Below are 25,399 nucleotides of genomic sequence, written 5' to 3'. Positions count from 1 at the left end.
CGTCCGGGCAGTGGCCGAGCCGGCCCGGAGCTGGAACGGTGACCGGCGTGTTCGAGCAGTTCGACGCCCTCGACGTGGAGGTCTCGTCCCCGCACGGCGGCACGTGCCGCGTGCACGCGGTGACCGGCGGGTCCGGCCCGCCGCTTCTGCTGCTGCACGGCTACCCGCAGACCTCGGCCATGTGGCACGAGCTGGCCCCGCGGCTGGCGCAGCGGCACACCGTCGTCGCCGCCGACCTGCGCGGCTACGGCGACTCCGGCCGCCCGGACGCCGGCCCGGGCCACGCCGGCTACTCGTTCCGGGCGATGGCCGCCGACCAGGCCGCGCTCATGCGCGCGCTCGGCCACGAGCGCTACGCCGTCGTCGGGCACGACCGCGGCGCCCGGGTGACGCACCGGCTCGCCCTCGACGAGCCCGAGGCGGTGACCCGCGCCGCCGTGCTCGACATCCTGCCGACCGCGCACGTCTACGCGCACGTGGACCGGCGGCTGGCCACGGCCTACTACCACTGGTTCTTCTACGTCCAGCCCGAGCCGGTGCCGGAGCGGCTCATCGCCGGCGATCCCATCGGCTACCTGCACAGCCTGCTCGGCGGCTGGGGCAGCGCCCTCGACGCGTACGCCCCCGAGGCGCTGGCCGAGTACGAGCGCAGCTACGCCGACCCGGCGGCCCGGCACGCCATGCTCGAGGACTACCGGGCGGGCGCGAGCGTCGACCTCGACCACGACGCGGCCGACGCCGCGGCCGGCCGGCGGGTGTCGGCGCCGCTGCTGGTGGTCTGGGGATCCCGCAGCGTCGTCGGCACCGGCCCGGACGATCCGCTCTCGGTCTGGAGCGAGAGGGCCACCGACGTCCGCGGCGGCCCGGTGGACGCCGGGCACTTCCTCGTGGAGGAGCGACCGGCCGAGACCCTCGCCCTCCTGGAGCCGTTCCTCGATTGACCGGGGCCTACCGTGAGGGAGTGCGCTCGTCGTTGATCCTGTCCCGCCGCGACCTCGAGTTCCTGCTGCACGAGTGGCTCGACGTGGAGTCCCTGACCAAGCGCCCGCGCTACGCGGAGCACTCGCGGGAGACCTTCGACGCCGTCCTCGAGCTGGCCGAGGAGATCGCCACCGAGCACTTCGCGCCGCACAACCGCACCGCCGACGAGAACGAGCCGCGGTTCGTCGACGGCAAGGTGGAGATGATCCCCGAGGTGGCGCAGGCGCTGCGGGTCTTCGCCGAGGCCGGGCTGATGTCGAGCGAGTTCGACGAGCAGTACGGCGGCCTGCAGCTGCCGCACACCGTCGGGCAGGCCGTCTTCGCCTGGTTCAAGGCGGCCAACGTCGGCACCTCGGCCTACCCGTTCCTCACCATGGCCAACGCCCGGCTGCTCATCGCGCACGGCTCGCCGGAGCAGATCGCCACCTACGTGCGGCCCGAGGTGGAGGGCCGCTGGTTCGGGACGATGGCGCTGTCCGAGCCGCAGGCCGGCTCGTCGCTGGCCGACATCACCACCCGGGCCGAGCCCCAGGACGACGGCACCTACCGGCTGACCGGCAACAAGATGTGGATCTCCGGCGGCGACCACGAGCTGACCGAGAACATCGTCCACCTGGTCCTGGCCAAGATCCCCGGCGGGCCACCCGGGGTGAAGGGCATCTCGCTGTTCATCGTGCCGAAGTTCCTGGTGAACGAGGACGGCTCGCTCGGCGAGCGCAACGACGTCGTCCTCGCCGGGCTGAACCACAAGATGGGCTACCGGGGGACGACGAACACGCTGCTCAACTTCGGCGAGGGCGTGCACACGCCCGGCGGGCGGGCCGGCGCCGTGGGTCATCTGGTGGGCGAGCCGCACCGCGGCCTGGCCTACATGTTCCACATGATGAACGAGGCGCGGATCGGCGTCGGCATGGGCGCGACCGTGCTCGGCTACACCGGCTACCTGCACGCCCTCGAGTACGCGCGGACCCGCACCCAGGGCCGGCCGGCCGCGGCCAAGGACCCGGCGTCACCGCCCGTGCGGATCGTCGAGCACCCCGACGTCCGCCGGATGCTGCTGGCCGCGAAGTCCTACGCGGAGGGCGGGCTGGCACTGGGGCTGTACTGCGCGCGACTCGTCGACGAGGAGCAGACGGCCGAGAGCGAGGCCGACCGCACGCGGGCGCACCTGCTGCTGGAGACGCTGACGCCGATCGCGAAGGCGTGGCCGTCGCAGTGGGGGCCGGTCGCCGACGACCTGGCCATCCAGGTGCACGGCGGATACGGCTACACCCGCGACTACCCGGTGGAGCAGTTCTACCGGGACAACCGGCTCAACCCGATCCACGAGGGCACCAACGGCATCCAGGCGCTCGACCTGCTCGGCCGCAAGGTGGTGGCGCAGGGCGGCGCCGGGCTCCGGCTGCTGGGCGAGACGATCGGCGCGACGACGGCACGGGCGGCGGGGACGGAGTGGTCCGCGTTCGCCGCGGACCTCGACGCGGCGGCGGCCCGGCTGGGCTCGGTGACGGCGACGTTGCGGGGCACCGGGGACGCCGAGCTCGCACTGGCCAACGCCAGCGCCTACCTCGAAGCGGCCGGGCACATCGTCGTCGCGTGGCTGTGGCTGGAGCAGGCGCTCGCCACCGGGGCCGCGGACAGCGCGTTCCACGAGGGCAAGCGGATCGCGGCGCGGTACTTCCACCGCTGGGAGCTGCCCAAGGTGCACGTGCAGCTGGACCTGCTGGAGTCCCTGGACCGCACGGTCCTCGACGCCGACGAGCGCTGCCTCTGACCGGCTAGGCGGCCCCGACCGTCTCGGTGGCGGTGTTGTCGGCGAAGACGGCGGCCCGCTGCTCGCGCTCGTAGCGAGCGGTGGAGCGGGTGCCCATCGCGATCACCAGGGCGGTCAGCACGAGGAACCCGATCAGGCTCACGGCCGGCCACAGCACCATCAGTTCTCCCCCATGTCAGCGCATCGCTTGCCGCCTGGGCTCGGGCCCGGGCAGCACGGTCACGTGCTGAGCTTCTTCCCCGGACCGGCGTCGTTCCAATCGTCGGTCCCCGGAATCCCCCGTCCGGGTGTGACGACGGTCATGGCGTGCCCCACCACCGCCGCGGCGCGGTGCCCGTGGGTGCGTGGTCTGATCCTGATGTGTCGCCGGCCGCCGAGAAAGCATCCGGTACCGGTGCGTCGCAGAGTCCACGCGCGCCGAAGCCCGCGGTGCTCGTCCTGGCGCTCTCCGTGGGCGTCACGACGCTGTCGATGCTGCAGAGCCTCGTCGTCCCGGTGCTGCCGACCATCGCCGCGGAGCTGGACGTGTCGACCGCCGCCGCCGGCTGGGTGCTGACCGCGAACCTGCTCGCCGCCGCCGTCCTCACCCCGGTCCTCGGGCGGCTCGGCGACACCCGCGGGGAGCGGCCGGTGATCCTCGGCATCCTGGTCGCCGTCGCGCTGGGCACCCTGCTCGCCGCGCTGAGCTCCTCGCTGCCGCTGCTGATCGTCGCGCGGGTGCTGCAGGGCGCCTCGTACGGGCTGTTCCCCCTCTCGATGAGCGTGCTGAGACGGGAGCTGCCGCGGGAGCGGCTCAGCGTCGCGATGTCGGTGGCCAGCAGCACGCTGGCGGTCGGCGGAGTGGTCGGGTTGGTGGCCACCGGCCTGCTGACCGGGGACGACGGCGACTACCACCGCTCCTTCTGGCTCGGCCTCGCCGTCACGGTCCTCGCGCTGGCGCTGGCCGTCCGGGTGCTGCCGGCCCGCCCGCCGACGGCCTCCGGGCGGGTCGACTGGTGGGGCGCCCTCCTCCTGGGCGGCGGGCTGGTGCTGTTCCTGCTGCCGCTCTCCCAGGCGGCCGACTGGGGCTGGGGCTCCCCCGCCGTGCTGGGATGCCTGGCCGGCGCGGTCGTCGTCCTCACCGGGTGGGTGCTGCTGCAGCGCCGCCTGACCGACCCGCTGGTGCGCCCGGCGCTGCTGACCGACCGGCGCATGGTGCTGCCCAACCTCGCCGGCCTGCTGACCGGGGTCGGCATCTTCACCTCGTTCCTCGCGGTGCTGCAGTACGTGCAGACCCCGCCCGAGGTGGCCGGGTACGGGTTCGGCGCCGGCGTGCTGGAGGCCGCGGTCGTCTACCTGCTGCCCGGCGGCGTGGCCGGCATCGTCGTCGCGCCGCTGGCCGGGCGCGTGGTGAACCGGATCGGCGCGCTGGCCACGCTGCTCATCGGCGCCGGCTGCGGGATCGCCGGCTTCGCGGTGCTGGCCCTCTTCCGCGGCGCCCCGTGGCTGCTGGTCGCCGCCGGTCTGCTCACCCAGCTGTTCGTCACCGTCGCCTACGCCGCGCTGCCCACGCTGGTCGTGCAGGCGGTCCGGCGCGACGAGACCGGCGTGGCCAACGCGGTGAACTCGATCGCCCGCGCCAGCGGCCAGGCGCTGGGCAGCACCGTGGCGGTGGCCCTGCTGGCCGCCGGCCTCGACCCGGTGACCGGCCTGCCGCGCGAGTCGGCGTACGCGCTCATCGGGGTGGTCGGGCTGGGCAGCGCCGCGGCGGTGGCGGCGGTCAGTCTCGTCGGGCTGCGGTCCGGCGCCGGACGTCGTCCGGACGAGCCGGCCGACCTCGAGGAGGCGACCGCGCGGGCCGGCGAGTGGTCGCCGGTGTCCGGGCTGCGCTGACCCGCGGGGACGCGCCCGGACGTCGCGGGCGGGAATGGAACCGGATCGACCGGGGCACGAACGGTGGCACACGATCCAGTGACCGGAGGACCACCATGGCCCGAGCAACCGGCTCCAGCCGTACCAAGTCGGAGACCCGCTTCTCCGGCAACCGTGCCGGCGACCCGGCACCCGACGACGAGACGATCAGCGGCACCCGCGCTGACTACGCGCCCACCGGGGCTGATGCCCGCCCCACCTTCTTCGCCACGCTGAAGCGCACCGTCAAGGAGTTCAGCGAGGACAACCTCACGGACTGGGCGGCCTCGCTCACCTACTACGGCGTCCTGGCGCTGTTCCCCGCCCTGCTGGCGCTGCTGTCGATCATCGGGCTGGTGGCCGAGCCCCGGACCATCAGCGACGCGATCACCGCGGTGATCCCCGGAGGCGCCGCGCGCACGATCGAGCCGGTGGTCAACCAGATCGCGGGCAACACCGCCGCCGGCTTCGGCCTGATCTTCGGTCTCGCCGGCGCCATCTGGTCGGCCTCGGGCTACGTCGGCGCCTTCACCCGCGCGGCCAACGTGGTCTACGAGACGCCCGAGGGCCGCAAGATCTGGAAGCTCAAGCCCCTGCAGCTGCTGATCACCCTGATCGGCGTGCTGTTCGCGGCCGTGATCGTCGGCATGGTGGTGCTCAGCGGCCCGGTGGTGAAGGCGATCGGCGGGGCCCTCGGCATGAGCGAGACCGCGCTGACCGTCTGGAACGTCGCCAAGTGGCCGGTGATCGTCGTCCTGGTCGCGCTGATGATCGCCGTCCTCTACTACTCGACGCCGAACGTGCGGCTGCGCGGCTTCAAGTGGGTCAGCCCCGGCGCCGCCGTGGCGCTGCTGGTGTGGGCGGTCGCCTCGGCGCTGTTCGCCTTCTACGTCGCCAACTTCGGCAGCTACAACAAGACCTACGGCGCCCTGGCCGGCGTGATCATCTTCCTGGTCTGGTTCTGGCTGACGAACGTGGCCCTGCTGTTCGGCATCGAGCTCGACTCCGAGATCGAACGGTCCAAGGAGCTCAAGGAGGGCGTGCCGCGCGCGGAGAAGGAGATCCAGCTCGACGCGCGCGAGAACCCGAAGCCGCAGCAGACCACCTGAGGGGAGGGTGGGAGGGCGCGGTTCCCGCGTCCCTCCCACTCCCTCAGCGGCTGGTCGGGGGCTCGTCGCCGCGGCGCGCGGGCGGTAGCTGCTCGACCAGGCCGGCGACCGCGGCCAGCCCCGTGCTCACGGCCCGGGCCGCCGGGGCGAGAGCGCCGGGCGCCCGCCGGGCACCGGCGTCGACCAGGTCGCGGGTCCGGTCGAGCAGCGACAGCGGCAGCGCCGAGAGCGCGTTGCCGGGCGGACGGCGGGAGACCGTCGGGTGCGGCCGGGTCGGTGCGACGCGCCGCACCAGCTCCCACTGCCGGCCGAGCCGGCGCAGCTCGTCGTCCCCGAGCTTCTCCTGCAACCGGGGCAGCAGCACGTCCTCCTCGTCGCGCACGTCCTCGCGCAGGACGGCGGCCAGCCGGGCCAGCCGCTCGGGACGGCGCGGGTCGTCGAGCCCGTCCCGCTCCAGCGCGGTCACCAGCTCGTTGACCTCCTGGTGCTCCTCCTCCACCCGCAGCGTCAGCTGGTCGCCGTCGGGCAGCACCCGGCGCAGCACCGGCCACAGCACGGTCTCCTCAGCGAAGGCGTGGCTGAACACCAGCCGGTCGATGCGCTGCAGCACCTCCTCCTGCGCGGTGCCGGTGGTGCCGTCGAGCTCCTCGAGCAGCCGGTCGAGGTCCTCGTGGTCACGGCGCTGGCGGGCGAGCACGCTGCCCGGCCCGCCGAGCTCCTCGGTGGTCTGGCCGGCGATCGATCGGGGCACGTCGGAGCCTTTCGCAGGGGGATGAGGTCCGGGGGTGTGCCCAGCTCCGTCGCGGGGCATGCCGGGACCCCGCGCCGAAGGAGCCGTGATGGACCTGATCAGCACCTCGGACTTCTACGACCTGGCCGGCCTGCTCGACGACGACGGCCGCAAACTGCTGCAGCGGGTGCGGACGTTCATGAACGAGCGGGTCGAGCCGTGCATCAACGAGTGGTGGACCCGCGGCAAGTTCCCGCGGCACCTCATCCCCGAGATGGCCGAGCTCGGCATCGCGGGCACCCCCTACTCCGGCTACGGCTGCCCCGGCCGGTCCTTCCTCACCGACGGCATGGTCGCGATGGAGCTGTCCCGGGGGGATCCGTCGGTCGCCACCTTCTACGGCGTCCACAGCGGTCTGGCGATGGGGACGATCTACCTCTGCGGCTCCGAGGAGCAGAAGCAGCGCTGGCTGCCGCCGATGGCGCGCATGGAGCTGATCGGCGCGTTCGGGCTGACCGAACCCGACCACGGGTCCGACGTCGCCCGCGGCGTCGAGACGACGGCCCGGCGGGACGGCGACGAGTGGGTCCTCGACGGGCAGAAGAAGTGGATCGGCAACGCGAGCTTCGCCGACCTGGTGATCATCTGGGCGAAGGACGTGGAGACCGACCGCGTGCTCGGCTTCGTCGTCGAGAAGGACACCCCGGGCTTCAGCACCGTCGACCTCGAGGGCAAGATCGCGCTGCGGGCCGTGCAGAACGCCCTCATCACGCTGGACGGCGTCCGCGTGCCGGAGGAGAACCGGCTGCAGGGGGCCAACAGCTTCCGCGACACCGCCAACGTGCTGCGGATGACCCGGGCCAGCGTCGCCTGGTCGGCGGTCGGCTGCGCGCGCGGCGCCTACGAGCACGCCCTGGCCTACGCCCTCGACCGCACCCAGTTCGGCAAGCCCATCGCCGAGTTCCAGCTGGTCCAGGACCTCCTGGTGCGGATGCTCGGCAACATCACCGCGTCGGCCACGCTGTGCACGCGGGTCTCCCAGCTGCAGGACGAGGGCCGGCTGGCCGACGAGCACGCCTCGCTGGCCAAGATGTTCAGCACCATGCGGATGCGTGAGACGGTCGGCTGGGCGCGCGAGCTCATGGGCGGCAACGGGATCCTGCTGGAGAACCACGTGGGCCGCTACGTCGCCGACGCCGAGGCGATCTACTCCTACGAGGGCACCCGCGAGGTCAACAGCCTGATCGTGGGGCGGGCCGTGACGGGACGGGGAGCCATCGTCTGAGAACCCCTGCCCCCACCGCTCGAAGCTCGCGGCGGGACCCTGCAGGGGGCCTGGCCGGGCGAACCGGACGACCGACGGAACCCTTGCTAGCGGGCGTCCCACCAGCGGGCGGCGGCCTGCTGCGGTGTCAGCCCGTCGACCTCGACGGTCTTGTTGAGCGCCACGACCTGCTGCTGGGTCAGCTGCGCGGTGGTCTCGTCCAAGGCCTTCTTCAGCCGGTCCCCCGCGCCGTCCAGGACGGCGCTGCGCACCAGCGGCACGATGTTCTCGTGCGGCTGCAGCGACCGGTCGTCGGCGAGCAGCAGCAGCGAGGCGCCGGTCAGCCGGGCGTCGGTGGTCTCCAGCAGGCCGACGTCGATCGCGCCGGCGACCAGGTTCTCCACCGTGGCCCGGCGCGAGGTCAGGCTGACCACCCTGCCGAACTCCAGGCCGTACACCTCCCGGAGGCCGGGCAGGCACAGCGGCCGGTCCGGGCACTCCGGCGGCGCCCCCAGGACCAGATCCCCGGCCAGCGGGGCCAGGTCGGAGAGCCGGCGGACCCGGTGCTCGGCAGCGAAGCGTGCGGTGACGGCGAAGCCGTTCTGGTCCTGGGCCTCGGCGGCGGCCAGCACGGTGACGCCCCGCGGGGCCAGCTCCTGCGTCAGGGCGGCGTGCAGCTCCTCCGGCGTCCGGTCCGAGGCGGGCCGGCCGCGGCGGACGAAGGCCTCCACCGTCCCCAGGTAGTCGACGACGACGTCCACCTTGCCCTGCTCGAGGGCCGGCACCAGGACCTCCCGGGTGGCGACCCCGGGCTGCACGACCACCGGCAGCCCGGCCCGCCGGGCCGCCTCGGCGTAGACCTCGACCAGGACCTCGTTCTCGGAGAAGTCGTAGGCGGCGAAGCGGATCGTCCCCTCGAGGAGCACCGGCTCGGGGGCGTTGCGGCCCTCCGGCGCGCACGCGACCAGCGCGAACACCACGACCGCCAGTGCGGCCTGGAACACCCGGCGAGCCCGCACGGCGCCTCCTCGGCACGGGAGGCAGCCAGGCTAGGCGGAAAGGGGTGTTCGCGGCACCCCTCGGCGGAGGAGCATTCCCCGGCATGGCGACGCTGCCCCCAGCCGTGACCGCGACGGGGACGGTCGCTCGCCCTGACCCTCCAGCACTGCGCCGTGTCCGGAGGCGCCGGCGTCCCTCCGGCGAACCACCGCCGCTGCCCCGCCACCTGGCCAAGTCGGGCAAGTGGTGGCTCGTCGCCTCCGGGGTCGTCGTGCTCACCTGCATCGCGGTGTGGCTGACCGGCAGCGTGGCGCACTTCGACGTCGCCGACACCCGGGTGCTCCAGGCCATGGCGGGCCTGCGCTCCCCGGCCCTCACGGGAGCGGCGGAGGTCGTGGGCGTGCTGGCGACCGGTCCGGCGATCCAGATCCTGTGGGTGGCCAACCTGGTGGCGCTGGCGGTGTTCCGGCGATGGCGGCACCTGTTCGTCGCGGTCGGCGTGAGCATCGTGGTCACCGCGTTCGCCACCGGCATGGCCGGCGCCCTGCAGCGCCCCCGCCCCTTCGAGGTGGAGATCCTCGGCAGGTGGGCCGGCTACTCCATGCCGTCGCTGCCGATGACCCTCCTCGCCGCCCTCCTGCTCAGCATCCTGTACTGCCAGGTGCCCGCCGGCCGGTTCCGCACGATCGGGAAGTGGGTGGCCTGCGGCGTGCTCGTCCTCGTCGCCCTCTCCCGGCTCTACCTGGCCCAGGACCACCCCACCGACATCGTGGTCGGGGTCGTCATCGGGGTGGCGCTGACCTTGGCCGCCTTCCGGTTGCTGACGCCGAACGACGTCTTCCCGGTCCGCTACAGCCGCGGACGGGCGGCCCACCTCGACGTCACCGGGCTCCGCGGGGAGGCCATCGTGCGGGCGCTGCAGGACCAGCTGGGTCTGCTGGTCACCTCGGTGAAGCCCTTCGGGCTCGCCGGCTCGGGCGGTTCCACGCCGCTGAAGATCGCCGTCAAGTCCGACGACGAGGGCGGCGAGACCTTCGTGTTCGGCAAGCTCTACGCGGCCACGCACGTCCGTTCCGACCGCTGGTACAAGCTCGGCCGAACGCTGCTCTACGGCCGGCTGGAGGACGAGCAGCCCTACCACAGCGTGCGCCGCCTGGTGCAGTACGAGGACTACGTCCTGCGCCTCCTGGACGACGCCGGGCTGCCGGTCGCCCGCCCGCTCGGCATCGTCGAGATCACCCCCGAGCGGGAGTACCTGCTGGTCAACGAATTCGTCCGCGGCTCGGAGATCGGCGAGGCCGAGGTGGACGACGCGATCATCGACCAGGGGCTCGCCGTCGTCCGGCGGATGTGGGAGGTGGGGCTGGCCCACAGGGACATCAAGCCGGCCAACCTGCTCGTCCGCGACGGGCGCCTGGTGATCATCGACACCGCGTTCGCCGAGGTGCGGCCCAGCCCGTGGCGGCAGGCGGTGGACCTGGCGAACATGATGCTCGTCCTCGGCCTGCGCACCGACGCCGAGCGGGTGTACCGGCGGGCGGTCCGGCACTTCACCGACGAGGAGATCGCCGAGGCCTTCGCCGCCACCCGCGGGCTCACCATGCCGACCCAGCTGCGCCGGATGCTGCGCCAGCAGGGCCGGGATCTGCACGCCGAGTTCCTCGCGCTGCTGCCCTACCGGCTGCCGCCCGTGCGCATCCAGCGGTGGAGCTGGCGCCGGGTCGGCCTCACCCTGGCGACGCTGCTGGTCCTCGCGCTCGCGCTCATCATCACGATCCCCATGCTCTTGGAGAATCCGTTGTGAGGCGGGCGCCCGCGGGTCTCCTCCTCGGCGCGCTGGCGGCGAGCTCGCTGACGGGCTGCGCCAGCGAGGCCCCGAACAGCGCGATCACCACCGAGCCGCTGTGCTCGGTGGGGGACGACGGCGCCGGCAACGGCGTCATCCTCATGGCGCAGTCCGTCCCCTCGGCGACGTGGGTGCCCTGCATCCGCGCCGCCCTGCCGCTCGGGTGGGGCTTCCGTCACCTCGAGGCCGTCAACGGGCTGTCCAGGTTCTGGCTGGACTCCAACCGTGACGGCGACAGGGCCGTCGAGGTCCGCCTCGAGGCCTCCTGCGACACCCAGGGCGCGAGCCCCGCGCCGAGCGACCGCGAGGGGATGCTGCGGCTCGAGCGGGTGGACCGGATGGACCCGACCTACCTGGGCGAGCGCTACTACCTGTTCGAGGGCGGTTGCCTCACGTTCGTCTTCGCTCTGGACAGCGAGAGCCCCGGGGAGGCGCTGGCCCTGGCCTCCCAGGTCGTCGGCGTGGTCTCCCGCGAGGACCTGCAGCAGCAGGTGCGCGAGGAGAGCGGCGGGCGACTCGACCTCGATCCCGCCGGAGGGGACGGCTGACCATGACGACCGTCGAGCAGGAGCGCCCGCCGCAGCGCGACAGGAAGCCGGTCTGGCGGCGGCTGATCGGCCCGGCGTTCTCCGTGGTGCTGGTCGTCGCGGTCTACTTCTGGTTCCTGCCCCAGTTCACCGACCTGTCCGACGTCTGGGCGGCGGTGCAGGCGATGACCTGGTGGGAGGTGACCGTGCTGGTGCTGGTCGCGGTGTGGAACCTCGCGACGTACCAGTTCGTCATGGTGACGACCACGCCCGGGATGACCCTGCGGCAGGCCACGGTCGCCACCGAGACCACGACCGCGGTGTCGAACACGCTGGTGGGCGGCGCGGCGATCGCGGTCGGCCTGACCTACACGATGAACTCCTCCTGGGGCTTCTCCCGCTCGCGGACGTCGGTGTCGCTGCTGCTGTCCGGGCTGTGGAACAACTTCGCCAAGCTGGGCCTGCCCGTGCTGGCGCTGGTGCTGCTCGCCTTCACGGCCCCGCCGACGCCGGGCCGGCTGCTGGGCGGGGCGCTGGGGCTGGCCGGGCTGGTCGCCGCCGTCGTCCTGCTCTGGCTGGCGCTGCGCAGCCGGGAGAGCGCCGGCCGGATGGGGCGCGGCCTGGCCCGCCTGGTCTCCGCCGTGCTGCGCCCCCTGCACCGCGGGCCGGTGACCGGCTGGGACAAGGCGATGACCAAGTTCCGCGACCGGACCGTGCTGCTCCTGCGGGCCCGCTGGCACTGGCTGACGCTGACCACGGTGGTCAGCCACCTGTCGCTGTTCCTGGTCCTGCTGCTGGCCCTGCGGTTCTGCGGGGTGAGTGCCGAGCAGGTGCCGTGGCCGGAGATCCTGGCCGTGTTCGCCTTCGCCCGGCTGCTCACCGCGATCCCGTTCACCCCCGGCGGGCTGGGGGTCATCGAGCTCGCGCTGATCACCGGGCTGTCCGCGGCCGGCGGCGTGCGGTCCGCGGTCACGGCCGGTGTGCTCGTCTACCGCGTCCTCACCTACGTGCTGCCGATCCCCCTCGGCGTCCTCACCTACGTGTTCTGGCAACGCAACCGGTCGTGGCGGCGGGCGCCGAACAGCGCACCGCGCACCGACCTGGTGCCCGAGGCCGCGTGACCGGCGCTGCAACTGCCGGGGCGCCCGCCGTGTGGTTGAGTGGCTGAAGTACCGGCGTCCGGGGGACGGCGCCCTGCGCGTCCCCCTCGCCCCAGCCAAGGAGGAGGCCCGCGATGACGCAGGTCGCGCCGAGGAAGCGTGGCGGCCGGAGCACGAGCAGCCGCGGCGGCCGGAGCGGTGGCAAGGCCGCGGCCGGGCAGACCGCCGAGCCGGCGCCGGGCACCACCGACGCCACCACGACCGAGGGCCGCGAGGCGCCGAAGGCGCAGCAGCCGGCCGGCGCGGCGCCCGAGGCCGAGCCGGAGGCCGCGGAGTCGGTCACCGGGCTGGACATGGTGCTGGTGGACGGCGCCCGCGGCCCGCTGCGCCGCTTCGTCCCGCCGGCCCGCACCACCCTGAACTTCGCCAGGGCGCTGGGGCGCAAGCCGGACGTCGTCGGCAAGCGGGCCCGCTACCTCGCCCGCGAGCTGGGCCGGATCGGCGTCGGGCGCTCGGAGGTCGCACCGCACAAGAAGGACAAGCGGTTCGCCGATCCGGCGTGGAGCGGCAACCCGCTGCTGAAGCGGGTCATGCAGGCGCACATCGCCACCGCCCAGACCGCGGCCAAGCTCGTCGACGACGCCGACCTCGACTGGCGCGACGAAGAGCGGATCCGGTTCACCCTGAGCAACGTCGTCGACGCCCTCGCCCCCAGCAACACGCCGCTCAACCCGCTGCTGTGGAAGGCGGTCATCGACACCGGCGGCAAGAACGCCGTCCAGGGCATCCGGCGCATGATCCGCGACCTGGGCTCGCCGCCGCGGGTGCCGGCGATGGTCGAGCCGGACGCGTTCACCGTCGGCGAGGACCTCGCCGTCACGCCGGGCGCCGTCGTCTTCCGGACCGACGTGTTCGAGCTGATCCAGTACAAGCCGACGACGCCGCAGGTCCGCGCCGTCCCGCTGCTCATGGTGCCGCCGACGATCAACAAGTACTACATCGCCGACCTCGCGCCCGGCCGCAGCATCGTCGAGCACTACGTGGGCAGCGGCCAGCAGGTCTTCATGATCTCGTGGCGCAACCCCGACGAGCGGCACGCCGACTGGGGCCTGGACACCTACGGGCAGGCGATCCTCGACGCGATGGACGCCGTCGAGCAGGCGACCGGCAGCCGGCAGCTGGCCCTGCAGGCGTTCTGCTCCGGCGGCATCATCACCGCGATGCTGCTGGCCCACCTGGCCGCGACGGGCCGGCTGGACCGGGTGGCCGCTGCCAGCTTCGCCGTGACGGTGCTCGACTGGACGAAGGCCGGCACCGTCGGCGCGCTGATGGATCCCGAGGCGGTCAAGGAGGCCACGGAGAAGTCGCGCAAGAAGGGCTACCTCGACGGCGCCTCGCTGGCCGAGGTCTTCGCGTGGCTGCGGCCCAACGACCTGGTGTGGAACTACTGGGTCAACAACTACCTGCAGGGCAAGCCGCCGGCCGCCTTCGACATCCTGTTCTGGAACGCCGACACGACCCGGATGAGCGCCGCGCTGCACCGGGACTTCATCGAGGTCGCCCTGCAGAACGCGCTCAACACCCCGGGGACGGCGACGATGCTGGGCACCCCGGTGGACCTGGCGACCATCGACGTCGACGCCTACGTGACCGCCGGCGTCGCCGACCACCTCTGCCCCTGGCAGGCCTGCTACCGGACCACCCAGCTGCTGGGCGGCGAGAGCCGGTTCATCCTGTCCACCAACGGGCACATCGCCTCGCTGGTCAACCCGCCGAGCAATCCGAAGTCGACGTTCCAGGTGGCGTCGTCCACGCCGCCCGATCCGCAGGACTGGCTGGCGCAGGCCGAGACGATCAAGGGCTCGTGGTGGCCGGACTTCATGTCCTGGCTCGGCGAGCGCTCCGGGGAGGAGATCCCGGCACCGGACACCCTCGGGGGTGACCTCGAGGTGCTCGGCGACGCACCGGGCACGTATGTCTTCGACAAGTAGGCCCGTGTCCTCCGCAGCCCAGACCGTGTCCTCGACGAACAGCCAGACACCGCACCCGCGGGAGACCGTGCGGTCGCTCACCGCGGCCGGCCGGACACTGCGGGTCTCGGTCCGCGCCGGCACCGACCCCGCCACGCCGCCGCTGCTGCTGATGAACGGGATCGGCGCCAGCCTGGAGGTGCTGCAGCCGTTCGTCGACGAGGTGGACGAGCGGCGCACGGTGATCCGCTTCGACGTCCCCGGGGTCGGCGGCTCGCCGCGGCCCGTCGTGCCCTACGTGCTGGCCACCTTCACGCCGGTGGTGGCGTCCCTGCTCGACCAGCTCGGGCACGACGAGCAGGTCGACGTCCTCGGGCTCTCGTGGGGCGGCGGACTGGCGCAGCACTTCGCCGTGCAGCACCGCCGGCGGGTCCGGCGGCTGGTGCTGGCGGCCACCGGCACCGGCTCGATCATGGTCCCGGCGCACCCCCGGGTGCTGTCGCGGATGCTGACGCCGCGCCGGCACCGCGACCCCGACTACGCCCGTGACATCGCCGGCGAGATCTACGGCGGCACGACGCGCCTCGACCCGGAGCGGGCGGCCCGCGTCCTGCACGCCTACACGCGGCTGGGGCCGCGGCGCGGCTACTACTACCAGCTGGCCGCGGCCGCCGGCTGGAGCAGCCTGCCGTTCCTGCGGCTGATCCGGCAGCCGACGCTGCTCGTCGCCGGTGACGACGACCCGATCATCCCGTCGATCAACCCCCGGATGATGGCGCGGCTGATCCCGCACGCGCGGCTGCACCTCTACCGGGGCGGCCACCTGGCGCTGATCACCGAGGCGAAGCAGCTGGCGCCGGTCATCGAGGAGTTCCTCGACAACTGACCGATCTACAGGCCGCAGGCGGTGCCGCCGTCGACGAAGCCCTGCCGGAAGTAGTCGGCCAGCTCGAAGCCGGACAGCCCGGTGTCGGGCAGCACGCTGCGCCGCGTGGCGTACTTGAGCAGGACGACGGCGGCCTCGTCGACGTCGCCGGGTGAGATCACCACCGGGCTGTCCGCCACCGCCCCGAGGTAGAGCTCGCGGGCGTACCAGCCGGCGGCGCAGACCACGCTGGTCACCGCCTCCGGGTCGTCGCTCGACAGGCCGCGCTGCTGCCGCGCGGCCATCCCGTACGGCAGGCTGATCAGCGTGTCGACGGCGAAGTCGCCGACGTCGTCGTGCGCCGCTTCCAGCAGGTCGCCGGAGTCGTAGCGCACCGACCCGTCCTCGGCGCAGAACTCCAGGTCCAGCTCCTCGCCCTCGCCGCCGCAGACCATCCCGTCGCCGTCCGCGGCCCGGATCTCCGGCGCGGTGAACCGCCCGCCCAGGGCCGGGGTGTCCGCGAAGCCGGTGGTGAACGCCTGGGTCCAGAACGCGCCGAGGGTGTCGTCGACGACGTCCACGCTCTCGTCGAAGGGCAGGTCGCCGCCGGCGTCGTCGGGGTCGAACTCCTGCTCGGTGTAGACCCGGCTCGAGTCGAACGCGACGCACGCCCGCGGCCCGTCGGCGTAGCCCTCCTGGAAGGCCGACAGCTGGTCGAACAGCGAGCCGTGCGCGCCGTCCATGGTCGGGTCGCTGCCGGCCGGGTCGCCGAAGTACAGGTAGCCGAGCAGGTAGGGGTCCAGCGCGGGCGCGCGGACGGTGAAGTGCCGCGAGTTGCCGTCGACCACCCAGCGGGTCCAGGCGCCGGCGAAGCACTCGGCCTGCGTCTCCACGACGATCGAGTCGTCCTCGATGCCGGCGTGACCCTGGACGGCGTGGCCCATCTCGTGCGCCATGATCTCGGCGATCACGAACGGGCCGTACTCCTCGGCGAGGTCGGTCATCCAGGCGCGGTCGTAGTACACGGCGTCGTCCGGCGGGCAGTAGAAGGCGTTGCCGGCCAGGTCGTCGGCGTCCTGCCGGAAGCAGCCGCTGTCGTCGGGCAGGTCGGAGTCGCTGGTCCGATCGGGGTCGATCGACCAGAAGCCGCCCTCGACGGTGCCGAAGTCCTCGCCGAAGACCTCCGGGAACGTCTGCTCCCAGTACGCCACGACGTCGGCGAGGGAGTTGCGGGCGATGCGGTCGGTGTCGCCGTCCCCGGCCAGGTTGACCGGGAACTCGCTGTCGCTCACGTCGGTGCGCAGCCCGTCGGCGGGGGACGCCGTCCCCGCGACGACCGAGGTGCACCCGGTCAGCAGGGTGCAGGCCACCAGCGTCGCCAGGCCGGTGCGGCGGATCGGCACGGGCACCACCTCGCGGTCGGCGGACGCGATCGGTGGTCCGGCTCGGGGCCCGAAGGTGCCCGGTCACGACGGCGCCGTCAACGAGGCGGCGCCCGATGTCACCCCGGTCGGGTACCGACGACCACGGTGGCGTCGTCCTCGTCGTCCGTGGCGATCCTGGGCAGCAGTCCCCCGGCGGCGAGGACGGCGGCCGCCGTCGCGGCCTGCTGCCCGCCGGTCTCGGTGAGCAGCGAGCCGCCGGGCCGCAGCCAGCCGGCCGCGTCGGCCGCCACCCGCCGCAGCAGGTCCAGCCCGTCGCCGCCGCCGTCGAGCGCGACCGGCGCCTCGTGCAGCCGGGCCTCGGGGGGCATCAGCGCGATCTCGCCGGTGGGCACGTAGGGGACGTTGGCCAGCAGGACGTCGACCCGCCCGCGCAGCGCCCGGGGCACCGGGGCGAACAGGTCCCCCTCGACCACGCGGCCGCCGACCGGCTCGACGTTGCGGCGGGCGCAGCGCACGGCCGCGGGGTCGACGTCGGCGGCGACCAGCTCGATCCCCGGCCGCTCGGCGGCGACGGCGACGCCCAGCGCGCCGGAGCCGCAGCACAGATCCAGGACGACGGCGCCGGACCCGGTCAGCGCGACCGCCCGCTCGACCAGGAACTCGGTGCGCCGCCGGGGGACGAAGACGCCGGGGTCGACGGCGATGCGCAGCCCGCGGAACTCCGCCCAGCCCAGGACGTGCTCCAGCGGCTCCCCCGCCACGCGGCGGGCCACCCGCGCCTCGAGCTCCGCCGGTGTGGCGGCTCCGGCCAGGAGCAGCCGCGCCTCCTCCTCGGCGAACACGCAGCCGGCGGCCCGCAGCCGCTCCACGACGCTCACCCGGTCAGCACCAGCCAGGTCCGGCCGTCGATGAGCTCGCGCACCGCGTCGAGGTGGCCGGCGTGGGTGGCCGTCTCGGTGATCACCGCGAGCAGCAGCCGGCGCAGGTCCCGGACCGGCAGGCCGGGGAAGAGCTCGGCCGGCCACCAGGCGGGGCCGGCGTCGAGCTCGTGCGCCGCGATCACCGCGTCGGCGCGCTCGGTCTCGTCGCGGTAGAGGGCGAGGACGGCGTCGGCGGACATGCCGTCGGGCACCCGCCAGCCGCCGTCGCCCTCGTGCAGCTCGACCTGCTCGCCCGCCAGGACGGCGCGGAACCAGAACCGCTCGACGTCGACGGCGAGGTGGTGCACGAGCCCCAGGCAGGACCACCCGGACGGCAGCAGCGGCCGGCGCAGGTCGACGTCCGACAGGCCGTCGAGGATGCCGAGGACGTGCTCGCGCTGGCCGCGCAGGAACGTCAGCAGCAGGTCCTTCTCGTCGATCGGGCGCGGTTCGGCCACCGGTCCTCCAGTCGGGGTGAAGCCTAGGGTCCGTCCCCGAGGAGGATGCGTGAACGACTCCGTGCGTCTGGGGATCGGGCTGGCCGTCCTCGCCGGCATCGCCGTCCTGGTGCTCACCCTCGCCCGGGTGGGGCAGCGGCGCGCGGTCCTGATCGCCTCGGGCCGCGCGGTGGTCCAGCTGACCGTCGTCGCCCTGGCCCTGCGCGGGGTGTTCGCCGCGCCGGGGTTCGTCGTCCTCGTCCTGGCCGTCATGTTCGGCGTGGCCACCTGGACGGCGGCGCGCCGGCTGCGCGGCATGCCCGGCTCGGCCGGTGCCGTGGTGCTGGCCTGCGGCGCCGGGGCCGCGGTGACGATCGGGCTGATCTGCGGGCTACCGGTCCTCGACCGCTCCGTGCGGACCCTCGTCGCCGTCTCCGGGATCGTCGTCGGCGGCACCATGACGGCGGCGACGCTCGCCGGCCGGCGCCTGCTCGACGGCCTGCGGCGGCGGCGCGAGGAGGTCGAGGCGTGGCTGGCCCTGGGCGCCACCCCGCGCCGCGCCGTCGTCGCCATCGCCCGCGACGCGGCCGCCGAGGCGCTGGTGCCCGCGCTCGACCAGACGCGGACGGTCGGGCTGGTGACGCTGCCCGGCGCCTTCGTCGGGGCGCTGCTGGGCGGGGCGAGTGCGCTGGACGCGGCGCGCTTCCAGGTCGTCGTCCTGGTGGGGCTGCTGTGCGCGGAGTCGATGACCGTCGTGGTGCTGACCCACCTGCTCGGCGCCCCGCGCACGCTGCCCGAGCCGCAGCAGGATCAGCCGGCCGCCCGGACCACGTGACCGCCGGCGAAGGGCTCCACCGCGAAGCCGCGGGCCGCCAGCACCTCGGCCAGGGCGCGGTTCATGACCTGCTGGACGACGACGTCGGGCGCGGCGCCGTGGACGCGGTCGACGCTCATCCGGTCGTGCTGGCGCCAGCTGACGACGATGCCGTCCAGCCCCGGCTCGGGCGTCACGCAGGCCCCGCCGAGCTCGCCGCCGGCGCCGGTTGCGTCGTGCAGCGGCAGCCCCGCCTCGCACAGCGCCGCGGTCACCTCGACGACCAGGGTGGTCAGCGGGTCGTCGTCGCTGATCCGTCCGTCCCAGTCGTCCGGCAGGCGCTCGAGCTGCTCACCGAGGTGCGCCAGCCACGCCCAGTCCTGCGGCGACGGCCGCCGGTTCAGCCCGCCGTCGGGACGGCGGACGCCGTAGACCGGCCGGGCGTCCTCGTGGGCGCCGGTGCCGGCGGCCCAGCCGGCGTCGGCGCGGTCCGGGAAGGGACCGCCGACGATCCGCCCCGGCCCGCCCTGCTCGTCGACCACCAGCCACCATCCGTGGCGCGCCACGTCGTCGACGACGACCTGGCTGCTGGAAAGACCGCTCACACCCGTTCACCACTCCCGAGAAGCACACCCGCGGGGGAAGCGCGGGGTGGCAGGAAACGTAGGGCCGGGCCGGCCCGCGACCGGCCTCGCGGGACACCTCCCGGCGGCCGCGTTCCCGAATCGTTGCGGGACTGCCGATGAGGGACGACGACCCGCCTTCGCTTCCGGCCACATGTCGACAGGAACGGCGGCCTCCGAGCGTGCGGCCGAGCTCCGCGGGGCCGATGACCCCGTTCGGGCCGCGTGTCCTAGTGCCGTGGCTGCGAACCTTTGTCCCGGTGCGCAGATCAGTCCCGCTGCTGTCGCGGGTCTCGGCGGGCGAGCGATGTGCGGACACGGCGCATTCCTGCAACGAGAAGGCGCCGGAACCGCGCACTGCTACCGGTCACCGAGCCGGCGTGGACGGAGTGCCGCTGCTTTTCGGATGTGCCGCGAGGTCGGCTCGCCGTCGCTCCGTAGGCGGAGTGGATCGGATACCCACCAAGAGGCGGATCGTGGTGGTTCACCGAACCCGGGATACCGCCGTCAGGCGACATTCGGCGGTATCGCGGCCGGCCCGTCCCCCCGCCAGGGCAGAGGTTGCCTGACGCGGCACTAGACGAGTAAGTCCTATCGGCGGCCAGGGCCGAAGGGCGCTGTAGGCGCGGGCGGAGGGTGCTCAGGCTCGGGGTGTGAGAACCGACCTAAACACCCTCCTGACCGCACTGTATGTCTGGATTGATGATCATCTCGCCGGTCGCGTGCGCGCCGGACGCCGCCCGCGGCTGACCGACTCCGAACTGCTCACCCTGGCCGTGGCGCAGGTGCTGCTCGCCGTGCACTCCGAGGCCCGCTGGCTGCGCCTGGTGCCCGAGGCCCTGCCCGGCGCGTTTCCCTACCTGCCCGGCCAGTCCGGCTACAACAAGCGGCTGCGCGCTGCCCTGCCGCTGCTCAACCGGGTCATCCGCGACCTGGCCAGTGACACCGACCTGTGGGCCGATCCGGTCTGGCTGGTCGACTCCACCCCGGTGGAGTGCGCCCGCTCCCGCCCGGCCGCGCTGCGCTCGCAGCTGGCCGGCATCGCCGGTTACGGCTGGTGTCGCTCGCACTCGCGCTACTTCTGGGGGCTGCGGCTGCACCTGGTCTGCACACCGGCCGGGCTACCGATCACCTGGGCGCTGAGCCCGCCCACGCTCGACGAGCGCCAGGTACTCATGGCCATGCTCGATCACGACCAGCCGCTGCTGGCCGCCCGACCGGGGCTGCTGCTCATCGCCGACAAGGGCTACATCTCCGCTGAACTCGACGACTACCTCCACCGGCGCGGCGCCGACCTACTGCGCCCCTCCTTGCGCAGCCAACGGCCTCGCCCGGGCCAGATCCTGCTCCCGCCGATCCGGCAGCTCATCGAGTCGGTCTACGACACCCTCAAAGGCCAACTCGACCTGGAACTCCACGGCGGCCGCACGCTCACCGGAGTCAGCGCCCGTGTCGCGCAGCGGATCCTGGCTCTGACCGCCGCGATCTGGCACAACCGCGCCACCGGCCAGCCGATCACCCGATCCCTGATCGCCTACGACCACTGACGGACTTCGGACTTACTCGTCTAGCTGCGCTCGATCCGCTGCAGCAGCCGCTCGACCGCCTCGTCCTCGAGGAGGGGAACCGGGCCGTCGTCCCCAGGCAGCTCCACGTCCAGCTGCGCCGGACTGACGTAGGCGACCCAGCCGTCGTCGATCGACTTCGTGACGATGTCGACGGGCCCGTACTTGGTGTCGTGCCGGTACTGCCCCACGGCGCTCAGGCTCTCACAGGACGAGCGGGCCCGGACCGCTCCGATGAGCACAGCTGCCGGCCACGAGACCCCGGGTATGGGGGTTGAGGACGACGGCGACGGCTCGGAACATGAGATCACATCCAGCCCTCGCGGTGCTCGATTCACATCGAGCCATCGGGGACCGCCGAGAGCCGTGGCCGGGGGAGGCGCCGTGCCCGCGCATCGGACTGTCTCCGGCGTGCCCGCCGCACATCGCGAGCCGGCACCGCCGTGGACGCGGCTGGTCGATGGTGGCGACTCCGACGGCGGTTCGCGCGCGCGGCGCCGTCCCCCGAGCGTCCGGCGCGTACTCGCCCGCTTCGTGGCCGCGAACCTGGTGGTCGCGGCGTTGCTGCTCACCGGGAGCGTGTGGGCCGGTCACCGGGCGGCGCGCACCGAGTCGCTGAACGACGTCCGCGCGACCACGGACCTGCTGGCCGGGCTGGTGGTCGAGCCGAACCTGAGCGACGGGGTGCTCACCGGCGACCCACGGGCACTGGACCTGCTCGACGACGTCGTCGAGAGAGAACTCCGGCGGGCGGGCGTGGTGCGGATCAAGATCTGGGATCCCAGCTCCCGGATCCTGTACTCCGACGACCCGCGGCTGATCGGCCGTAGCTTCCCGCTCACCGAGGAGAAGCAGGCGCTCCTCCGCAACGGCGGGACGCTGGCCGAACTGACCACCCTGCGCGAGGAAGAGAACGTGTTCGAGCGCCGGCAGGAGGAGCGACTGCTGGAGGTCTACCGGCCCGTCACCACCACCAGCGGCAACCGGCTGCTGCTGGAGACGTATTTCGAGTACCGCCATGTCACGGACCGCGAGGTGGGCATCTGGCTGACCTTCGCGCCGATCTCGGCCACGGTGCTGCTCACCATGCTGCTCGCCCAGCTGCCGCTGGCGAAACGGCTGGTCCGCCAGGTCCGGCAGGCGGATGAGGAGCGGCTGCGCCTGCACGCCCGGGCCGAGAGCGCCTCGGCCGAGGAACGACGACGCATCGCGGGCGGCCTCCACGACGGCGTGGTGCAGGACCTCGCCGCGGCTCCCCTGTTCATGTCGCGGGCGTCCGACCGGCTGGTCGGCCGGCCGGACGCGGACGCCGAGGACCGCCAGGCGGCGGAGGGCCTGGACCTGGCCACCACAGCCGTGCGGCGCTCGGTGGCGTCCCTCCGGTCGTTGCTGATCGACATCTACCCGCCGCACCTGGAGCGGGCCGGCCTGCCCGCCGCCCTCGCCGACCTGGCCGCCCGCGTCCAGTCCCGGGGCATCCGGACGCGCCTGGACATCCCGGACGACGTGGACCTACCGCCGGAGATCGACCGCCTGCTGTTCCGGGTGGCCCAGGAGGCGATGCTCAACGCGGCGAAGCACGCGCACGCCGGCACCGTGGAGCTCACCCTGAGCCGGGACGACGACTCGGTCACGATGGAGGTCCGCGACGACGGCACCGGGTTCGACCTCTCCGCGGATCCGGCGGACACGCGTAGCGGGCACTTCGGGATCCGCGTGCTGACCGACCTCGCCTTGGCCGCCGGTGCCACGCTCGATCTGGCCACCGCCCCGGGGCAGGGCACCGCCCTGCGCCTGCGGGTACCCCTGCCCACCTGAGTCGATCGGAATCGCTCCTGGGCCGCGGACGGGGGTGAGTACCGTCACCGGTCCTCTGTTGCTGCCGCCCCGGTACGGGCAGTATGTGAACGTTCCACTACCGGATCGGGCGGGGGCCGCGACGATGATGAACCAGATCAAGCGAAGGTTGGACGGCCCAGAGCCGATGAGCATCGACGAGCTGCGCGAACTCGTCTCGACCTTGCAGCCCTACGTCGGCGCCGGCCTGCCCGGCGCGGCGGCAACTCGGCTGCGTGTCGCCGTCGAGATCGAACGGCTGGAGCGACGGGCTGCGGGATCCGGGGATGGGATCCACCGTCACGTGCCCCTTCCGCGCTCGGGGTGATCGCCTTCAGCCCGGGCCGATGGGATGGATGAGGTCGTAGGCGACGGAGAGCTTCTTGGGAACGACCATGCGCCAAGCGTCGACGACGAGCTCGCGGGCTTCGGTCGGCTCCAATGCAGCGAGGTCGGCGTGGACCCAGTTGAAGCGCAGATCCGACGCCGCCGGCATCTGGAACTTGTGCGGCTCGCTCAGGACGAGCGCCTTCCGCTCCTCCTTGGGGAACGCGAAGCCCATCACGCTCTCGTCCAGCGAGAACGCCACGTAGACGATCTGCTTGACGCGGAACTTCAACCTGCCGCGTACGTACACCTGGTACGAGCGCTCCAATTCGGCGCCCAGCGGCCGAACGTCCTCGATCACCGCCATGTCAGAACCCATCCCTCATGGCCGGCAGGCCGCCTGTCCGCACACCGTCCACGACCCACGACGTGGTCTGCTCGGTCCCGTCCATCGCCGGTCCGCTCCTCCTGCGTCGTGCACACAGGATCGACTGCGACGGCTGGCCGGAGTCATCGGTTGCCGCGTTCGCCGGTGTGAAGGGCATGTGCCCTCGGCTCGGAGCCCGGTAGCCGGACCCGGGCACCCCCAAGCCGGCGAAGGGAAACCCCAGGTCAGAGGGGTGGGCCCCGTGGGGATCGAACCCACAACCCGCGGATAAAAAGTTCCCCCGAGACCCTCTTCTGACCAGCGCCTTCTGCGTCGGACTAGCCTCAGACCAGCGCAAATGACGTTTGCTGTGATCGACTGGCGATAGCCGCAAACGGCCCTTTTGTGGGCGCGATGTGGGCGCGGTGTGGGCGCCGACCCCTCCCGGCCGTTCCATCCGCGCTTCTTGGGAGGCACACCCCATGTCGGTGTGCCGCCCCCACCGGTCGCCGCGGCGCGGGCGCTACGGCGCTGTCCCGGTAGGCGGCTCGTGTGGATCACCGTCGGTTGGATTCACTGCCGTCGCGCTGAGCGTCGATCCAGGCATGCAGGTCGTCGCGGCCGTAGTGGACGCGGTGGCAGCCTTCTGGACAGTCGAACTCGATCGGCCGCCCGTTCGACCGGCCGACAGCGGCTGGTCGTCCACAGTTTGGACAGTCCTCCCAGGTCACCCGCTCGCTCGGTTCCACGATGGGGCCTCCCGATCCCAGCGCATAGGCCGTGGGATGGGAGGGGCCTGCCCGCACGGTTCGAAGCAGGATCCCCTCGGGATGGACCCTCGGTCCCCCGGGGCCTCAGCCCCAAACGCTAACGATGCGGACGTCCTGTTCCGATTCCGCTGATCGGTGCCTACACCGCGCCGGGGGCAGCGGTCACAGTGGGCATCCAGGTGTTCGACACCGGTGTCACCCCAAGCACGGTCGAGACGAGCGCTGCTGATCGTCCATCATCGGGCGCCCTCTGGCGTCGGTGTTCGGGGCCTCCTTCCTAGTGCTGGTGGCCGAGCCGCCCGCCCGGGTGTCACGGACGCTGCTCGACGTCCCACAGCTTTCGTCGTGGGGATGGATGCTGCCGCGATCGGCTTGGCGGTGACCAAACTGATGGCGTTCTGGTTCGCCGGCGTCGGCATCTGGTTCTCGCTGCGCGACTGACCGTCGTGAGGAGTGGATTCGTGCAGTGACACGCACGTAGCCCGCAGGCTTCCACTCCGCTCGGGTCGGGACACGAGTCGGGACGGCGGTCCCATGACGCGGGACCGGGTTCGGTCCACCGTCGGTCGTGTCGCAGCACCTCCGCTGCGCCCCACCGAGAGGAACTTCCATGCGATCCCAGCGCTTGGCGCTCGCGAGCGGCGCGGCTTACGTGCTCGCCATCCTGATCGGAAACGGGCTGTACGAGGCGGGCAAGAGCGGCGCCGAGGACGGTGCCGGCGTCCTGGCCGACCTGCAACGCAGCACCGGACCCGTTCCGACCACCGGCCTCGCACTCGAGATCCTCGGCTTCACCGCGTTCCTGGTGTTCCTCGGCGCTCTCTATCGGAAGATCCGCCGCGCCGAAGGGCCGGACGGCTGGCTGGCCGCCACGGCCGTCGGTGCCGGGCTCGTGACCGTCGCGGTGAAGCTCGGCTCGGTGGCACCGCTCATGGCCGCGAACCTGCGTGCGGACGAGTTGTCACCGGATCTCGCCCGCACCCTGAACGACCTGGGCGGGGCGGCGTTCGTGGTCAGCGGCTACACATCGGGCATCTTCGTCGGCGCGGCCGCCGTGGCCGCTGTTACGACGCGCCTGCTTCCGAGGTGGCTGGCGTTCGGCGGCGTCGTCGTCGGCGTCCTGACGATCGCGGCTGGCACGGCCGGCATTGTCGACCCCGGCGGCTACGTCCCGATCCCCTACTTGCTCGGCCTCCTCTGGGTGCTGGCCGTGAGCGCGACGCTGGCCGTGCGGCACGCAGGAACTCGGGAGGACGGCGCACCGGGGCCTGTCCCGGCGGGTGCTGCCGGGACAGCATGA

At 73.0% G+C, this 25,399-nt stretch carries 24 protein-coding genes and 1 pseudogene; 16 read left to right on the top strand and 9 right to left on the bottom strand.

Annotation, left to right across the window (positions count from 1 at the left end; all coding sequences use genetic code 11):
• Positions 1-38: 38 nt before the first annotated feature.
• Together ACWIYF_RS03150 and ACWIYF_RS03145 are read left to right on the top strand one after the other, a co-directional pair.
• Positions 39-941, top strand: a complete 903-nt coding sequence (locus ACWIYF_RS03150) for an alpha/beta fold hydrolase (protein ID WP_448626661.1) — start codon at positions 39-41, stop codon at positions 939-941.
• 20 nt (positions 942-961) lie between these two features.
• Complete coding sequence (locus ACWIYF_RS03145; protein WP_448626660.1) at positions 962-2,755, top strand: acyl-CoA dehydrogenase; 1,794 nt, start codon at positions 962-964, stop codon at positions 2,753-2,755.
• Between the two features lie 4 nt (positions 2,756-2,759).
• Here ACWIYF_RS03145 and ACWIYF_RS03140 read toward each other — a convergent pair whose 3' ends face one another.
• Positions 2,760-2,915: a hypothetical protein gene (locus tag ACWIYF_RS03140; protein WP_448626659.1), complete on the bottom strand. Its 156-nt coding sequence runs from the start codon at positions 2,913-2,915 to the stop codon at positions 2,760-2,762.
• Between the two features lie 269 nt (positions 2,916-3,184).
• On the opposite strand from ACWIYF_RS03140, the gene ACWIYF_RS03135 reads away from it, so the two are divergent.
• Together ACWIYF_RS03135 and ACWIYF_RS03130 are read left to right on the top strand one after the other, a co-directional pair.
• Entirely contained in the window at positions 3,185-4,627 is a 1,443-nt protein-coding gene (locus ACWIYF_RS03135) for an MFS transporter (RefSeq protein ID WP_448626658.1), read from the top strand.
• 95 nt (positions 4,628-4,722) lie between these two features.
• Positions 4,723-5,754 (top strand): YihY/virulence factor BrkB family protein, encoded by a 1,032-nt coding sequence (locus ACWIYF_RS03130; protein WP_448626657.1) that lies wholly within the window; start codon positions 4,723-4,725, stop codon positions 5,752-5,754.
• Positions 5,755-5,797: 43 nt separating this feature from the next.
• Here the strand turns inward: ACWIYF_RS03130 and ACWIYF_RS03125 are convergent, their stop codons facing one another.
• Positions 5,798-6,505, bottom strand: coding sequence for a hemerythrin domain-containing protein (locus ACWIYF_RS03125; RefSeq protein WP_448626656.1), 708 nt, complete (start codon positions 6,503-6,505; stop codon positions 5,798-5,800).
• An 88-nt stretch (positions 6,506-6,593) separates the two neighbouring features.
• Here ACWIYF_RS03125 and ACWIYF_RS03120 point away from each other — a divergent pair, with 88 nt between their 5' ends.
• Positions 6,594-7,769 carry an acyl-CoA dehydrogenase family protein gene (locus ACWIYF_RS03120; RefSeq protein ID WP_448626655.1) on the top strand — a complete coding sequence of 392 codons (1,176 nt, stop codon included), beginning with the start codon at positions 6,594-6,596 and terminating at the stop codon, positions 7,767-7,769.
• An 86-nt stretch (positions 7,770-7,855) separates the two neighbouring features.
• On the opposite strand, the gene ACWIYF_RS03115 is transcribed toward ACWIYF_RS03120, so the two are convergent.
• Positions 7,856-8,767: an ABC transporter substrate-binding protein gene (locus tag ACWIYF_RS03115; protein WP_448626654.1), complete on the bottom strand. Its 912-nt coding sequence runs from the start codon at positions 8,765-8,767 to the stop codon at positions 7,856-7,858.
• Positions 8,768-8,850: 83 nt separating this feature from the next.
• Here ACWIYF_RS03115 and ACWIYF_RS03110 point away from each other — a divergent pair, with 83 nt between their 5' ends.
• The 5 genes from ACWIYF_RS03110 (at position 8,851) to phaZ (ending at position 15,076) form a co-directional block, all read left to right on the top strand.
• Positions 8,851-10,551 carry a phosphatase PAP2 family protein gene (locus ACWIYF_RS03110; protein ID WP_448626653.1) on the top strand — a complete coding sequence of 567 codons (1,701 nt, stop codon included), beginning with the start codon at positions 8,851-8,853 and terminating at the stop codon, positions 10,549-10,551.
• Positions 10,548-11,141, top strand: coding sequence for a hypothetical protein (locus tag ACWIYF_RS03105; protein ID WP_448626652.1), 594 nt, complete (start codon positions 10,548-10,550; stop codon positions 11,139-11,141). The genes ACWIYF_RS03110 and ACWIYF_RS03105 overlap by 4 nt, the downstream gene beginning before the upstream one ends.
• 2 nt (positions 11,142-11,143) lie before the next feature.
• Positions 11,144-12,241: a lysylphosphatidylglycerol synthase transmembrane domain-containing protein gene (locus ACWIYF_RS03100; RefSeq protein WP_448626651.1), complete on the top strand. Its 1,098-nt coding sequence runs from the start codon at positions 11,144-11,146 to the stop codon at positions 12,239-12,241.
• A 113-nt stretch (positions 12,242-12,354) separates the two neighbouring features.
• A complete protein-coding gene (locus tag ACWIYF_RS03095) occupies positions 12,355-14,211 on the top strand; it encodes a PHA/PHB synthase family protein (RefSeq protein ID WP_448626650.1) in 1,857 nt (618 codons plus the stop codon).
• 4 nt (positions 14,212-14,215) lie between these two features.
• Positions 14,216-15,076, top strand: a complete 861-nt coding sequence (gene phaZ, locus ACWIYF_RS03090) for a poly(3-hydroxyalkanoate) depolymerase (RefSeq protein WP_448626649.1) — start codon at positions 14,216-14,218, stop codon at positions 15,074-15,076.
• A gap of 5 nt (positions 15,077-15,081) precedes the next feature.
• On the opposite strand, the gene ACWIYF_RS03085 is transcribed toward phaZ, so the two are convergent.
• The 3 genes from ACWIYF_RS03085 to ACWIYF_RS03075 all read right to left on the bottom strand — a co-directional run bounded on the left by ACWIYF_RS03085 (position 15,082) and on the right by ACWIYF_RS03075 (position 17,818).
• Complete coding sequence (locus tag ACWIYF_RS03085; RefSeq protein WP_448626648.1) at positions 15,082-16,458, bottom strand: neutral zinc metallopeptidase; 1,377 nt, start codon at positions 16,456-16,458, stop codon at positions 15,082-15,084.
• Between the two features lie 98 nt (positions 16,459-16,556).
• Positions 16,557-17,318 (bottom strand): putative protein N(5)-glutamine methyltransferase, encoded by a 762-nt coding sequence (locus tag ACWIYF_RS03080; RefSeq protein WP_448626647.1) that lies wholly within the window; start codon positions 17,316-17,318, stop codon positions 16,557-16,559.
• Complete coding sequence (locus ACWIYF_RS03075) at positions 17,315-17,818, bottom strand: DinB family protein (protein ID WP_448626646.1); 504 nt, start codon at positions 17,816-17,818, stop codon at positions 17,315-17,317. Before ACWIYF_RS03075 ends, ACWIYF_RS03080 begins: the two co-directional genes overlap by 4 nt.
• Before the next feature lie 49 nt (positions 17,819-17,867).
• Here ACWIYF_RS03075 and ACWIYF_RS03070 point away from each other — a divergent pair, with 49 nt between their 5' ends.
• Entirely contained in the window at positions 17,868-18,632 is a 765-nt protein-coding gene (locus ACWIYF_RS03070) for an ABC transporter permease (protein WP_448626645.1), read from the top strand.
• Here the strand turns inward: ACWIYF_RS03070 and ACWIYF_RS03065 are convergent.
• Positions 18,608-19,216: a hypothetical protein gene (locus ACWIYF_RS03065; RefSeq protein ID WP_448626644.1), complete on the bottom strand. Its 609-nt coding sequence runs from the start codon at positions 19,214-19,216 to the stop codon at positions 18,608-18,610. The two genes, ACWIYF_RS03070 and ACWIYF_RS03065, sit on opposite strands and share 25 nt — an antisense overlap.
• A 671-nt stretch (positions 19,217-19,887) precedes the next feature.
• Between ACWIYF_RS03065 and ACWIYF_RS03060 the strand changes: the two genes are divergently transcribed.
• The gene (locus tag ACWIYF_RS03060; protein WP_448624501.1) at positions 19,888-20,781 is read left to right on the top strand and encodes an IS982 family transposase; all 894 of its coding nucleotides are present in this window, start codon (positions 19,888-19,890) and stop codon (positions 20,779-20,781) included.
• A 20-nt stretch (positions 20,782-20,801) separates the two neighbouring features.
• On the opposite strand, the gene ACWIYF_RS03055 is transcribed toward ACWIYF_RS03060, so the two are convergent.
• Complete coding sequence (locus ACWIYF_RS03055) at positions 20,802-20,990, bottom strand: hypothetical protein (RefSeq protein ID WP_448626643.1); 189 nt, start codon at positions 20,988-20,990, stop codon at positions 20,802-20,804.
• Between ACWIYF_RS03055 and ACWIYF_RS03050 the strand changes: the two are divergent.
• The 3 genes and pseudogenes from ACWIYF_RS03050 to ACWIYF_RS03040 form a co-directional block, all read left to right on the top strand.
• Positions 20,947-22,152, top strand: a pseudogene (locus tag ACWIYF_RS03050) (hypothetical protein); the annotation flags it as partial. The gene ACWIYF_RS03055 and the pseudogene ACWIYF_RS03050 sit on opposite strands and share 44 nt — an antisense overlap.
• Positions 22,153-22,155: 3 nt before the next feature.
• The gene (locus ACWIYF_RS03045) at positions 22,156-22,617 is read left to right on the top strand and encodes a sensor histidine kinase (protein ID WP_448628722.1); all 462 of its coding nucleotides are present in this window, start codon (positions 22,156-22,158) and stop codon (positions 22,615-22,617) included.
• 166 nt (positions 22,618-22,783) lie between these two features.
• Positions 22,784-22,963 carry a hypothetical protein gene (locus ACWIYF_RS03040; RefSeq protein WP_448626642.1) on the top strand — a complete coding sequence of 60 codons (180 nt, stop codon included), beginning with the start codon at positions 22,784-22,786 and terminating at the stop codon, positions 22,961-22,963.
• 6 nt (positions 22,964-22,969) lie between these two features.
• Here the strand turns inward: ACWIYF_RS03040 and ACWIYF_RS03035 are convergent, their stop codons facing one another.
• Positions 22,970-23,329 carry an MmcQ/YjbR family DNA-binding protein gene (locus ACWIYF_RS03035; RefSeq protein ID WP_448626641.1) on the bottom strand — a complete coding sequence of 120 codons (360 nt, stop codon included), beginning with the start codon at positions 23,327-23,329 and terminating at the stop codon, positions 22,970-22,972.
• Between the two features lie 1,380 nt (positions 23,330-24,709).
• Here ACWIYF_RS03035 and ACWIYF_RS03030 point away from each other — a divergent pair.
• Entirely contained in the window at positions 24,710-25,399 is a 690-nt protein-coding gene (locus tag ACWIYF_RS03030; RefSeq protein WP_448626640.1) for a DUF4386 family protein, read from the top strand.

This window comes from Geodermatophilus sp. URMC 64 (genome assembly GCF_053502555.1).
Note: the sequence above shows the minus strand (reverse complement) of the source record. Positions and strands in the feature narration are given on the sequence as shown.